Genomic DNA, 12,740 nt, shown 5'->3' on the forward strand with positions numbered 1-12,740 from the left:
AAACAACGCGAAAGGATCAAACTGAAGACGCTCGAAGCGCGGCGCTTGCATCACCGCAAACACGCCGCATAATCAAACCAACAAGATGAGCCAAACTCTCACTTAGTTTAGGCCCACATTGGTTCCAAAAACTCTGGTGACGGACACCGGGGCCGGTGGGCGGTAGCCCAGAGCACTGTGGGGGCGTTTGGTGTTGTAGTGTTTCCTCCATTTTTCGATGACGACTTGGGCTTCGCGTAGCGTGTAGAAGACCTCCCCGTTCAGCAGTTCATCTCTGAATCGTGCGTTGAAGCTTTCGCAGTATCCATTCTCCCAGGGTGATCCCGGCTCGATGTAGGCTGTTTTTGCGCCGACCGCCGCAATCCAATCCCTGACAGCCTGAGCAATGAACTCTGGGCCGTTATCAGAACGGATGAACTCAGGCTGGCCGTGTTTCATCAGCAGCGGATGTAGCGCGTCCAGAACATCGTTCGCATTCATCTTGGGCCGGACTGCTACGCACAGCGCCTCACGGGTGTATTCGTCCAGCACCGTCAGCATCTTGTAGCTTCGCCCATTGCTGAGCTTGTCGTGAACGAAGTCGATGGCCCAGATGTGGTTTGGATGCGTGAGTAATTTATCCTGTTCTTTCCAAGAAATTTCCCAGTTTAACAATTTAGGAAAATCATTCGAAAATTCCCGTTTTCTTTGTCGAACTCGTAGCCGCCAACGCGGATATCGGAGTAATCTGAAGCTATTCCCTGTATTTTCCCTGATTACAGGGAATTTGCGCTGGAGACTGGCTAGCTCGGGACTGCCTTCCCAGCCAAACACTTCCCTATATTTGATCCTCCACTTCCTAACCAAGCACAACGGAAGGAAGTTGATTGCCGTCAAGGGCTTCTTTTTAGTCACTTACCCTCGGTTGAATGCTGAATTCGGTCAGTTTGCAACGACCAAATTCTCTCATTGACTCATCTTCCTTGCAAATATATTTTCCGCTCAGCTTTCTGTAGAGGGCTTGACGAGGAGTTCACGTGGATGAAATGGCTTCATCTCAATAATACCGGGCAGATCGAACCCGCTTAGCGCTGCTGGCCACTGATGCCGCGCGACCGTACTCCCCTCTTCAATACATCACTGCAAAGGTTTGTTCCTATGCTCATCGAACAGCCTCCTTCCGACTCTATTTACGGCATCGGTCGTTGGGGTAAAGGACTGATCACCGTTTTACCCAACGGTGATGTTGCTCTGTGTGATCCCGCCCACCCAGAGGCCGCTGCCATCAGCTTGCCGCAAATCCTGCACGATCTGCGGCAGCGTGGTGTCGCAAGTCCGCTGGTGTTGCGGATCAAAAGTTTTCTGGAAGCGGAAATCCGTCACCTCAACAGCAGCTTTTCCGATGCAATTCGCAAGACCGGGTATCGGGCACCTTATCGCGGGGTGTTTCCTATCAAGGTGAACCAGCAAGCTCAGGTGGTAGACCGTATTGTGGAATTTGGCCGACAATATGATTACGGGCTTGAGGCCGGATCAAAACCAGAGCTGGTGATTGCGCTGGCCCATCGTTTGTCGCAAGAGGCGCTTATTGTCTGCAATGGTGTGAAAGATGCGGAGTTTATCCGTCTCGCTATCCTGTCTCGGCGATTAGGGTTCAACACTGTCATCGTGCTGGAAAGCCCGAAAGAGGCCGAGATCGTCATAGAGATCGCCCGAGAATTGGAGATTGAACCGCTCTTGGGTGTGCGGGTCAAGCTGACCAATGAGATCAGTGGAAAGTGGCAGGACAGTTCGGGCGACCGGTCTGCATTTGGCATGAATACCTACCAATTGATGCGGGTGATTGATCGTTTGCGCAACGAAGGGCTATTGCATTGCCTGAAACTGCAGCATTCCCATCTTGGAAGTCAGGTGCCTGATGTGAACGACGTGCGCCGCTCCGTCACCGAGGCGTGCCGTTATTTCACTGAACTTGCCCGCGAAGGTGTGCCATTGACACACTTGGATTTGGGCGGTGGTTTGGGGGTGGACTACACCGGTGAAAAGCGGGCGTCTGAGAATTCTATCAATTACACGATGGAAGAGTACTGCACCAACGTGGTGGAAACCGTGGCATATGCCATGGATGAAGCGAACGTGGATCACCCGGTTCTGGTGACGGAAAGTGGCCGGGCGATTTCCGCCACCTCGTCTATGCTGATTTTCGACGTGCTCGAAACGACACTTTACGATGCACCGGATGCCCCGGCTGTAGAACCAGATGACCATCACTTTTTAACTGATCTAGCGGCGATATCGGGGTACCTTGTTCCGGAACGGGTGCAAGAATGCTGGAATGATGCGCGTTTCTACCGAGACGAACTGCGCGCTCTGTTTCGGCGTGGCCGTGTAGATCTGCGCCAAATGGCACGGGCTGAGCAGACCTATCTGAAGCTCATGGCACGGATCAAGGAAATAACTCATCTCGTCGAGCAAAACAGCGAACTCGACAAAGAACTGCAGAAAATTGCAGACGTCTATCACTGCAATTTCTCCGTGTTTCAGTCCCTGCCGGATGTCTGGGCAATCGAACAGCTGCATCCCATCGTGCCATTGCAGATGCTGAACCAAACTCCTGATCGACGTGCGGTTCTGTCCGACATCACCTGTGACAGTGATGGCAAGTTGGACAAGTTCATATTGGACGGCGAAATTGCACCCTCGTTGCCGGTCCATTCGCCGCCCGAAGACCAAACCTACTACTTAGGCGTGTTCTTTGTCGGAGCCTATCAGGAGACCCTGGGCGACCTGCATAACCTTTTTGGGGACACCAACGTGGTGACAATTGATCTGCGGCCGGACGGTAAATATGACCTGTTGCACGAGCAAGAAGGAGACACGATCGCGCAGGTGCTCTCCTATGTCGAGTATGATCCGGCCGATTGTATCGCAGCATTCCGCAAAATGGTGGATGAGGCGATTTCGGCTGGCCACATCACGGCCAACGAACGCCAGACATTGGTTGGGGCATATCGTGCCTCGATGAATGGATATACTTATTTTGAATAATAACAGTCAGGAGGAACCTATGGGAAAGACACTTGTCGTAGGCGCTGGTGGCGTCAGCCACGCAGCTGTGCATAAAATGGCGATGAATTCTGAAATCTTTTCGGAAATTACGTTGGCCAGCCGGACCAAATCCAAATGCGACGCCATTGCTGCCAGCGTCAAAGATCGCGTCGGTGTGGACATCAAGACTGCGCAATTGGATGCAATGGATACTGATGCGACGGTTGCGCTGATCCGAGAAACCGACGCTGATATATTGGTCAATTTGGCACTGCCGTATCAGGATTTGAAACTGATGGATGCCTGCCTTGAAGCGGGTTGTCACTATCTCGATACCGCCAACTACGAGCCGGAAGACGAAGCCAAGTTCGAATATCACTGGCAATGGGCCTATCAAGACAAGTTCAAAGAGGCTGGACTTATGGCGATCCTTGGTTCGGGTTTCGACCCGGGGGTGACCTCGGTCTTTGCAACTTGGCTGAAAAAGCACAAGCTCGACACTATCCGGCAAATCGATGTGCTTGATGCCAATGGCGGCTCGAACGACCAAGCCTTTGCCACCAACTTCAACCCCGAGATTAACCTGCGTGAAGTGCTGCAAGAAGCGCGCCACTGGGAACACGGCGACTGGCAGACCACGCCAGCCATGACCCATAAGGTCGAGTTCGATTTCCCGGGCATCGGCCCGAAAAACATGTATTTGATGTACCATGAGGAGCTGGAGAGTCTGTCGACTCACTTCTCGGAAATCGAGCGGGCACGTTTCTGGATGACTTTTGGTGATGCGTATATCATGCATGCCAAGGTGCTGGAAAACGTAGGCATGACCCGGATTGACCCGGTGATGCATGACGGGCAGGAAATCATTCCGATTCAGTTTCTGAAAACCCTCCTGCCTGATCCTGGTGATCTGGGAGAACAGACCAAAGGAAAGGCCTGCATCGGTGACATTGCCACTGGACAGGCTAAGGACGGCTCAGGAGAAAAAACCTACTACATCTACAATATCTGCGATCACGAAGAATGCTTTGCAGAAGTCGGTTCACAGGCGGTGTCCTATACCACCGGCGTTCCAGCGATGATCGGGACAGCGCAGGTGCTCAAGGGCAACTGGTCACAGCCCGGCGTGTGGAACATGGAGCAGCTCGATCCCGATAATTTCATGGACATGCTGAATGATCACGGCCTTCCGTGGCAGGTGCATGAACTGGACGGCCCGGTCGATTTCTAAGAGGCCAGAGGCGTGACGAACCGGTGGGTGGCGCATTGCGCCGCCCCTTGGGGCGGGCCGGCACGGCCCGGCATTCAACCGGGTGTGATATCTTGAACAGGAGCCGCTGCATGGCCGATATGATGCAAACTCAGGCCGGAGATGCCGGCGTTTTTCGTAACTTCGACTTGAACCGCGTTCCCTCGCCTTGTTTCGTTGTCGATGAAAAAGCAGTGGAGCGTAACCTTGTGGTCCTCAAGGAAGTTGCAGACCGATCGGGTGCGCATATTCTGAGTGCATTAAAAGCCTTCTCCATGTTTTCACTGGCACCTTTGGTCCGGCAGTATCTTGGCGGCACCTGTGCCAGCGGCGTGTTCGAGGCCCGATTAGGGCGCGAAGAATACGGCGGTGAAGTTGCGACGTTCTGTGCTGGATACAAGGCGCAGGATATGGCCGAGATTCTGGACCTTTCGGATCACATCATCTTTAACAGCCCCGCTCAGAAAGGCCGGTTTCTAGATCAGGCACAGGCTGCGGGCGTCCAGGTGGGATTGCGCATCAACCCTGAGCATTCCGAAGGCGAAATTCCGAAATACGATCCCTGCGCCCCTTGTTCACGGCTTGGGACACCCGTCAGCGCCCTGAACGCCGAAACTATGGCCGGGGTGGATGGTATTCACATGCACACGCTGTGTGAACAAGGTTTCGAGCCGTTGGCACGGACTTGGGCAGCGGTTGAACCGAGTTTGGCCCCGTATCTGCCGGACCTGAAATGGGTGAATTTTGGCGGTGGGCATCATATCACCCGTGCCGATTATGATCGCGAGGCGCTGATCGCATTCCTTCAGAAGGTGCGCGCCAAGCACGGCGTTGAAGTCTATCTCGAACCTGGTGAAGCCGTGGCGCTGGATGCGGGCATTCTGGTCGGCGAAATTCTGGACCTTCCGGTTAATGGCATGTCTCTTGCCATCGCCGATATCTCGGCGACCTGCCACATGCCCGACGTGATCGAAGCCCCGTACCGCCCGGCGCTGATGGACGAGGCCGAGAGCGGAACTACCTACCGTCTGGGTGGCCCATCCTGTCTCGCCGGGGATGTGGTTGGGGATTACACATGGGCCAAACCACTGAAGGTCGGCAAGCGTTTCGCCTTTCTCGATCAGGCCCATTACTCGATGGTGAAAACCAACACGTTCAATGGCGTTCCCCTGCCCGCCATTGCCATATGGAACAGCGAAACCGACGAACTGAAAGTAGTGAAGCAGTTTGGCTACGATGACTTCAAAGCGAGGCTCTCATGAGCGTTTTTCTGGACAGCGAACTGACCCAAGGCGAGCGCGAAGAAGATGCGCGGTTTCATGTCATTCCGGTACCGCTGGAAAGAACTGTTTCCTATGGCTCGGGCACAGAGGCCGGGCCTGCGGCGATTATCGAAGCATCTAATGAACTTGAGCGCCTGTGCAAGGGCGCTGAACCCTGCGCAGAGGGAATTTACACCCATGCCCCGGTTGATTGCACCGGCCCCCTGCCCGAGGTAATGGAACGCATTGCCTCCCAAACCGAAGCGGCTGTGAAAGCCGGGAAAATTCCCGTGACACTCGGGGGAGAGCATTCCCTGAGCTTCGGCGCCGTTTCCGGAGTGGCACGCGCGTTGAAACAACCCATCGGCATCGTTCAGATCGACGCCCATGCGGATCTGCGTATTGCCTATCAGGGCGAAAAGCACTCTCATGCATCGGTCATGCATCTGTTGGCTGAAGAAGGCATTCGTCTTGCGCAATTCGGTGTGCGCGCACTCTGCCCGCAAGAGGCAGAAAGCCGTCTCGACAACAATGTCTTCTATGTCGATGCTGAAGAACTGGTGACCGGAAATTTGCTGTCGGTAGAACTGCCTGAAGATTTTCCTGAACTGGTCTATGTAAGCTTTGACGTAGATGGGCTCGACCCAAGCCAGATGCCCGCGACCGGAACGCCGGTTCCTGGTGGGTTATCTTTCTATCAGGCATTGCAATTGGTGGAAAACGCACTGAACAAGCGGCGCTGTGTTGGTTTTGACGTGGTCGAACTCGCGCCCAATGGCGAGGCGGCATGGGATTTCACGGCGGCTCAGATTACTTACCGCTTAATGGCGGCTTGCTGTCCTTAGCATAAATTGGGCGAACAGGGTATTGCTCTGAAAATTGCGGTCAATGGTAAGTGCTGCGCCAGACGGCTTCCCTTCAAGTGTCAGCTGTTTGGAGATAGACTTGCCATTCCGGGTTCCTCTCGGCTAGCAAACACGTCCAAAAGATAAAGCGTAAAACGCGCCGATGGTTTTCGGCTGAAAAAAGTCCGGATTGTTCTGGATAACCTTAGCTGGGAGGGTTCGATTGTGAACCACTTGCGTTGGGCTGTGTTAAACCTTCCGCACAAAGGTTTTTGCCTCAGAACCAGTGGTAAGCAACCGCGCCAGATAGCGTTGGAACTCCCAGATGGTTTGCTCTTTTGGAGAAAGGCGGCCGGGTTGTGCTGAAAGTGCTGCTGCATTGCGCGCAATGGCTGCTGTGACAGGTTTATCCTCCCCATTGATCGCATGAAAGCTGGCTTTCAGCTCCGCGACACGCGCATCAAACTCTGACCCGTCAGGCATCGCATCGGGATGAACATCAACGCCCCAAAACACACGGACCTTGTTCGTTTCAATCGGCATCAGCGACATCCAGAATGTCCGCTCGGCAGACACCGAAGCCATCTGCGCCGGAAAAGCACCAAAAAGGGGAACACAATTGACCTCATCCTCGCTCAAATCAGGATTTGGGTTTGACATCGCTTCGCTATACTCGAACGCGACACCTGGATTGCGGCCCTGTGTGTACAGGCAATACCCAGGCCCACCCGTGATGACATGAGCGTGCTGCGTCGGCAGGACCTTTTCGACCGTGTCTTTGTGCACGGCAAAGAGGTGATAGGGTTCCATGAAATTCTGAAACAGGATCTTCCAGTTCGTGTCCCAAACCTCGTCGACGCGAAACAAGGTTCTATAGCTGGCGACATTGTAGTTGGCCAGAAGTTTGGCCAATGGCGCCAGCCGAGGTGCAAGAGGTTCGGCGTCAGGGTCCAGATTGACATAGACCCAACCCAACCATTCCTCGACCGCGAACTGCGGCAAGCGGCAGGTGCTTTTGTCGAAGTTATCACGCATATGCACAGCCCCGATAAGTTGGCCGTCCAAATTATATGTCCAGGCGTGATAGGGGCAGGTGATCTTACCGCGCAGGGTCCCTTCGCCTTCAAGCAGGCTCATCATCCGGTGGCGGCATATGTTGGACATGGCACGCAACTCACCATCATGATCACGAAGGACGACAACATCATCGCTGCTGATGGTGGTAACGCGGTAATCGCCGGGATTTTGAAACTCATCAGAGCGGCCCACACAGATCCATTCGTGATTAAAGATCCGGGTGCGTTCCAGCTCTAGAAATTCTTGGGATGTATAAACCTGCGGCGGGGTCGCTTCTGATTGGTCCTCTGGTAGCGCCGCATTCTTGCGTACGGCTTCAAGCAAGTCAGACAATGGCATGTTGGGTTGCATTTTGCGGCCTCATAGCTTGGTCTAAGCACTCATTGCGACAATCGCTCGGCCAGTTTGCGCAGGAACTCTAGACCCTGCGACAATTCTCCAAGCTCGATATATTCATCTGCCTTGTGGGCGCGCCCGATATCACCAGCGCCAAAAACAACGGTCGAGAGACCTGCATCGCTGAAGTACCCTGCATCGGTGCCGAAGGAGACGACATCGGTGTCATTAATGCCGGTTATACCACTTACAAACTCAATCGCTGCCGCTGCATTTTGATCATCCAAGGGGGGAACATCTACTTCGGTGATGATGCGAATGTCTGCCTTTTCACTGACTCTGCGCATATCAGGTAAGATGTGGGTCGCGACGTACTCTTCGAGCTTCGCGATGACGGCTGCGCCATCTTCTCCAGGCATGGGGCGGTATTCCCAATCGAAGTTGCACCAGCCCGCTGTTGCATTTCTGGCGGCGCCGCCTTCAATCATTCCGACGTTGAAGGTCGGATATGGCGGATTGAAGGGGGATCCGGCAATCGGATTCGCTGCTCTTTGCGTATTCATGTCTTCGATTTTTGTAATCAGTTTCACGGCGGCTGCAATCGCACTGACCCCATTTCTGGGGTCGCAAGAATGTGCTTCCATCCCTGTGATCTCCGTGCGCATCTCAAACCCGCCTTTGTGGCCGGTCACGATTTTCATTTCAGTTGGCTCCCCCACGATGATGACGCTGGGCTGCAAACCCATGTTTGCAAAGCTGCTGAGGAGGACTGGCATCCCCAGCCCGCCTATTTCCTCATCAAACGTAAAGGCGATGTGGATTGGCTTCGTTAAATCAGCAGCCATGAAGCGCGGAACTGATGCCAACACGCAGGCAAGGAACCCCTTCATATCCACCGAGCCTCGCCCGTACAGCCGCTCGCCCTTACGTGTTAAAGTAAAAGGATCGGTCTGCCAGTTTTGGCCCTCTACCGGCACGACATCAGTATGGCCATTCAATACGACACCGCCATCAACCTCTGGGCCAATGGTCGCGAACAGATTGGCGCGCTCACCCGTTTCATCGAAGCTCAAAGCAGACGATACACCGTGGTCAGTCAGATAGTCCTGAATATACGTGATGCTCTCATCTGTTGGACGCCCTGAGATACTTGGGAATTCAACAAGCCGCTCCAGTATGCTCACTGTGTTTTCAAGAATATCAGACACGCTACCCCCATTGTACGAATATCATGGCTCGACCAGCAAACGACCAAGCTGGGTGAGCATGCGCTGCAAATCAATACTGCGATAATGACCGACACTGCGAATGTCGCTATCGACCATGGCAGCACGGATTTCCCCAAGCTCGTTCAACTGACCAGAATGCGCCTTGTCCCAGCCGAACTGGGGCAAAAAGGTGTACCATATGCGCGCAACCCGATAGTACATCAGCTCGATCATTTCACGCAGCGGCGCATTGCCGGTCAGATCAGAGAGCAATCTTTGCAGATCATTGGCGATCCGTGCCAGTTCATCAAACGCACCCTTGTGATCAGCCAGTGCCTGCGCACGTTCAATCAAGCCGTCTATTGTTTCAATGTGCTCTGAAGTGATCTCAACCGGGGACAGTTCGCCCATCATCTCAGCCAGACGTTTGCGCAGATCATAAATCTGTTTGAAGGTCTTCAGGTCAATGTCCGTGACCATGGTGCCAACGCCATTCTTGATCTGCACCAGCCCCATGAATTCCAACCGGTGAAACACGCGGCGGATCGGTGTTCGACTGATGCCAAATTCCTTGGCCAGTTTTGTTTCGCTCAACACCGTGCCGGGCGGATAGGTCAGCAGGCAGATGCGGTCACGCAGCTCGCAATAGATGCGATCAAATCGTTCTGCGCCCGTCTCATCATCAAGCGAGACGCTGTCTGCTTCGATCACATTCATCCTCTGCATCCCTTCGCGACGATCAAAATTCCTGAACGATCCTTTTCCATTGATGCCCTGTTGCCCATTGACTCGACTCATCTTTAATGGTGAGGATAGCTAAAATCAACCTGTATACAGGCTGCGCAATGAACAATACCCCGAATTCTGACACAGCGGAAGAGTTTCGAACGACGTCGGTTCGTGACGATATTACGTTGGATTCCGGCCCTGGTACGTGGCGGATCGGGCTGATCGTTCTGAGCAATGATTACACCGTTGAACGGGACTTTATGAACATGCGCCCGAACAGCGACGTGGCCATCTATGCGACCCGCATCCCCTTTGCGCCCGACTGCACCGTCGCCTCGTTAAAGGCGATGGCCCCCAGCATCTCAGAAGCAACCCAGCTTTTGGTGCCAGATGGAAACCTGAGTACGATTGCCTATGCCTGCACCTCTGGTTCTGTAGTGATTGGTTATGATGCGATTAGTGATCGCATCAACACAATCAGACCCAAGGCCACCTGTATCACCCCCATCACCGCCTCTCTTGCGGCTTTGGATTGCTTTGCGGCACAGAATCTGGCGGTACTGACTCCTTATGTTGATGAAGTAAACGCCAAGATTGCCGCACATTTAGATCAGGCTGGCAAGACCATCACGGCATTTTCTTCTTTCAAGATCGAAGACAATGAAGAAATGGCAGCGCTCACCAGCGAAGCCATTTTTCAGGCCGCTTTGAAGGCTGATCGTCCAGAGGCAGATGCATTGTTTATTTCCTGCACGGCCATCCGTGCAGCGGAGGTGGCAGCGCGGATTGAACAAGCACTGGGCAAACCTGTGGTAACGGCCAATCAGGCCATGTTCTGGCAATCTCTCCGAGCGGCGGGGTGTGACGCCAAGGTGCAAGGGTTCGGCACGCTGCTAAAGCAGTTTTAGGCCATACAAAAGACGGAGAACAACATGTTTCAGGATGAAATTCTCTCCAATCCCGGCAAAGTTTTAAGCGAGGCTGACCGCGCGTTCTATTTCGAACAGGGATATGTGGTAAAACCGCAAGCGATTGGCCAAGAGTGGCTGGATCGTCTGAATGCAGCGATGGATGCGCTTGTTGAAACTACACGCTCCATGACCCAATCAAGCCAAACTTATGATCTGGATACCGGTCACACTTCTGAAAGTCCCAGACTGCGCCGTATTGCCTATCTGGATGATCTCGATTCGGTGTTTTGGGAATTTTGCAAAGATTCACCCCTTGCAGATCTGGCCGCTGATTTACTTGGCCCCAATGTCCGGTTCCGCGAATGCCTGATCAACTTCAAGTGGGCCGGTGGTGGCCAAGAGGTAAAATGGCATCAGGATTTTCCGTTTTACCCGCTGACCAACACGACCGTTGCTCAGTTTCTGGTCTGCCTCAATGATGTAGGCCCGGACCAAGGACCGCTACAGGTCGTACCCCAAAGCCACAAGGGGCCGTTCTACGATCATTATGATCAAGATGAGAATTGGTTAGGATATATTGAGGATGACAAACTAACCAATGCAGGGTTGGAAAATGCCGTTGATCTGACTGGCCCCGCTGGCACTGTCACCGTTCATCATTGTGCGACATTGCATGCCTCTCGGGCAAACCTCAGCAAACTGGGCCGCCCGGTTTTGATTGTCACCTACTGCGCCTGTGATGCCATTGGTTACACCGCTGTATCTTATCCATCCTCAAATGCCCTGAAGGTCGTGCGCGGTCAGGAAGCCAAATTCGCGCGCCTGGAACCGATGGAAATGCGCATGCCGCCGGATTGGTCAGATGGCTACACCTCAATCTTTGAACATCAGGAAGAATCTTAAAGATGGCCCCACCTTTTTCACGTACCGAATACTCTGACCGCCTTACCCGGGTGCGCGATGCGATGCAGTCTCGCGAACTGGATGTTTTGGTAATTGGTGATCCTGCCAACATCAACTGGCTCACTGGCTACGACGCCTGGTCGTTTTACACACCACAGATCATGGTGGTCGGGTTGGAACTGGACCCCACCTGGATTGGGCGGGAAATGGACGCCGGGGCGGCTGATTTCACCACTTATTTGCCGCCAGAACAGGTGGTTGCCTTTCCTGAAACCCACGTCCAACAAACCGACATTCACGCCGCCCAATTCATGGGGGATTGGATGAAATCCCATGGGTTGGACGGCAAACGCATCGGTTATGAAAGTGATGTTTACTACCTAACGCCCGCCGCTGTCGGACATCTGAAAGAGCGACTTTGTAACAGTTCCTGGCAGGACTGTGGCCTGCTGGTGAATTGGCAGCGTCTGACCAAAAGCCCGGCTGAAATCGCCATGCTTCAACAAGCTTCGGTTATCGCAGCTAAAGCCATGCAGACGGCTTATGAGGGCGTGCGCCCGGACGTGCGGCAGTGCGATTTGATGGCCGACATCGTTGCCGCGCAAATTCGGGGCATGCCAGAGTTTGGCGGCGATCAAACTGCACTGCACCCTCTGGTCCTTGCAGGAGAGGCGGCCTCGACGGCGCATCCCATGTGGACTGATGCCCCCTTTGAAAAAGATCAAACCATCGCCTTTGAACTGGGCGGCTGCCGAAAGCGCTATAACGCCGGCCTCGCCCGCACTGTGCATCTGGGCGAACCGCCCAAAACGCTTTTGACCACAGCGCGGGCCGTTGGAGAGGGGATGGATGAGGTTCTAAACGCCATGAAGGCGGACGCCTTATGTTGTGATGTTCACGCCGCATGGCAGGTTGTTCTGGATCAATACGGCTTAGAAAAGAAAAGCCGCATCGGTTACTCTATCGGCCTTGGTTACTCACCCGACTGGGGCGAGCACACAATCAGTTTCCGTCCCGACGACCATACTCCACTTCCGGAAAATGCCGTGGTTCATATCATCTTGGGCATGTGGATGGACGGTTGGGGCATGGAGCTAAGCGAAACAATTCACGTACGAGAGAGCGATGCGCTTTGCTTGACGCAGTTCCCTCGTGACGTGCATGTGATCGACATTTAAGGCGAAGGAATTAGG

General features: G+C 53.7%; 11 protein-coding genes. 7 read left to right on the forward strand and 4 right to left on the reverse strand.

Annotated elements, in window-relative coordinates; all coding sequences use genetic code 11:
* Window positions 1–102: 102 nt before the first annotated feature.
* On the reverse strand, window positions 103–894 hold the full coding sequence (locus ROA7450_RS14650) for an IS3 family transposase (RefSeq protein WP_085806617.1): 792 nt from the start codon (window positions 892–894) through the stop codon (window positions 103–105).
* Between the two features lie 243 nt (window positions 895–1,137).
* Between ROA7450_RS14650 and speA the strand changes: the two genes are divergently transcribed.
* The 4 genes from speA to speB all read left to right on the forward strand — a co-directional run bounded on the left by speA (window position 1,138) and on the right by speB (window position 6,383).
* Window positions 1,138–3,027: a biosynthetic arginine decarboxylase gene (gene speA, locus ROA7450_RS14655; RefSeq protein WP_200812968.1), complete on the forward strand. Its 1,890-nt coding sequence runs from the start codon at window positions 1,138–1,140 to the stop codon at window positions 3,025–3,027.
* A 19-nt stretch (window positions 3,028–3,046) separates the two neighbouring features.
* A complete protein-coding gene (locus tag ROA7450_RS14660; RefSeq protein WP_085806618.1) occupies window positions 3,047–4,258 on the forward strand; it encodes a saccharopine dehydrogenase family protein in 1,212 nt (403 codons plus the stop codon).
* Between the two features lie 110 nt (window positions 4,259–4,368).
* Window positions 4,369–5,538, forward strand: coding sequence for a carboxynorspermidine decarboxylase (gene nspC, locus ROA7450_RS14665; protein WP_085806619.1), 1,170 nt, complete (start codon window positions 4,369–4,371; stop codon window positions 5,536–5,538).
* The gene (gene speB / locus ROA7450_RS14670; RefSeq protein ID WP_085806620.1) at window positions 5,535–6,383 is read left to right on the forward strand and encodes an agmatinase; all 849 of its coding nucleotides are present in this window, start codon (window positions 5,535–5,537) and stop codon (window positions 6,381–6,383) included. The genes nspC and speB overlap by 4 nt, the downstream gene beginning before the upstream one ends.
* Before the next feature lie 249 nt (window positions 6,384–6,632).
* Here speB and ROA7450_RS14675 read toward each other — a convergent pair whose 3' ends face one another.
* The 3 genes from ROA7450_RS14675 to ROA7450_RS14685 are packed head-to-tail and all read right to left on the reverse strand — an operon-like array spanning window position 6,633 to window position 9,721.
* Window positions 6,633–7,799 carry an aromatic ring-hydroxylating oxygenase subunit alpha gene (locus tag ROA7450_RS14675; RefSeq protein WP_085806755.1) on the reverse strand — a complete coding sequence of 389 codons (1,167 nt, stop codon included), beginning with the start codon at window positions 7,797–7,799 and terminating at the stop codon, window positions 6,633–6,635.
* A gap of 41 nt (window positions 7,800–7,840) precedes the next feature.
* Entirely contained in the window at window positions 7,841–9,004 is a 1,164-nt protein-coding gene (gene argE, locus ROA7450_RS14680; RefSeq protein ID WP_085806621.1) for an acetylornithine deacetylase, read from the reverse strand.
* 21 nt (window positions 9,005–9,025) lie between these two features.
* On the reverse strand, window positions 9,026–9,721 hold the full coding sequence (locus ROA7450_RS14685) for a GntR family transcriptional regulator (RefSeq protein WP_234999536.1): 696 nt from the start codon (window positions 9,719–9,721) through the stop codon (window positions 9,026–9,028).
* Between the two features lie 128 nt (window positions 9,722–9,849).
* Here ROA7450_RS14685 and ROA7450_RS14690 point away from each other — a divergent pair, with 128 nt between their 5' ends.
* The 3 genes from ROA7450_RS14690 to ROA7450_RS14700 are packed head-to-tail and all read left to right on the forward strand — an operon-like array spanning window position 9,850 to window position 12,725.
* A complete protein-coding gene (locus ROA7450_RS14690) occupies window positions 9,850–10,641 on the forward strand; it encodes a maleate cis-trans isomerase family protein (protein WP_085806623.1) in 792 nt (263 codons plus the stop codon).
* Window positions 10,642–10,665: 24 nt separating this feature from the next.
* Window positions 10,666–11,547, forward strand: a complete 882-nt coding sequence (locus ROA7450_RS14695; protein WP_085806624.1) for a phytanoyl-CoA dioxygenase family protein — start codon at window positions 10,666–10,668, stop codon at window positions 11,545–11,547.
* A gap of 2 nt (window positions 11,548–11,549) precedes the next feature.
* Window positions 11,550–12,725 (forward strand): M24 family metallopeptidase, encoded by a 1,176-nt coding sequence (locus ROA7450_RS14700; RefSeq protein ID WP_085806625.1) that lies wholly within the window; start codon window positions 11,550–11,552, stop codon window positions 12,723–12,725.
* Window positions 12,726–12,740: the final 15 nt, after the last annotated feature.

The organism is Roseovarius albus (assembly GCF_900172335.1).
Lineage (GTDB): Bacteria > Pseudomonadota > Alphaproteobacteria > Rhodobacterales > Rhodobacteraceae > Roseovarius > Roseovarius albus.

Bases quoted from the DNA above. Each gene is read 5' to 3' on its own strand.
- nspC (WP_085806619.1), top strand. From the start codon at position 4,369: ATGGCCGATATGATGCAAACTCAGGCCGGAGATGCCGGCGTTTTTCGT.
- ROA7450_RS14685 (WP_234999536.1), bottom strand. From the start codon at position 9,721: ATGAATGTGATCGAAGCAGACAGCGTCTCGCTTGATGATGAGACGGGC.
- ROA7450_RS14660 (WP_085806618.1), top strand. From the start codon at position 3,047: ATGGGAAAGACACTTGTCGTAGGCGCTGGTGGCGTCAGCCACGCAGCT.
- speB (WP_085806620.1), top strand. From the start codon at position 5,535: ATGAGCGTTTTTCTGGACAGCGAACTGACCCAAGGCGAGCGCGAAGAA.
- speA (WP_200812968.1), top strand. From the start codon at position 1,138: ATGCTCATCGAACAGCCTCCTTCCGACTCTATTTACGGCATCGGTCGT.
- ROA7450_RS14700 (WP_085806625.1), top strand. From the start codon at position 11,550: ATGGCCCCACCTTTTTCACGTACCGAATACTCTGACCGCCTTACCCGG.
- ROA7450_RS14695 (WP_085806624.1), top strand. From the start codon at position 10,666: ATGTTTCAGGATGAAATTCTCTCCAATCCCGGCAAAGTTTTAAGCGAG.
- ROA7450_RS14675 (WP_085806755.1), bottom strand. From the start codon at position 7,799: ATGCCATTGTCTGACTTGCTTGAAGCCGTACGCAAGAATGCGGCGCTA.
- ROA7450_RS14690 (WP_085806623.1), top strand. From the start codon at position 9,850: ATGAACAATACCCCGAATTCTGACACAGCGGAAGAGTTTCGAACGACG.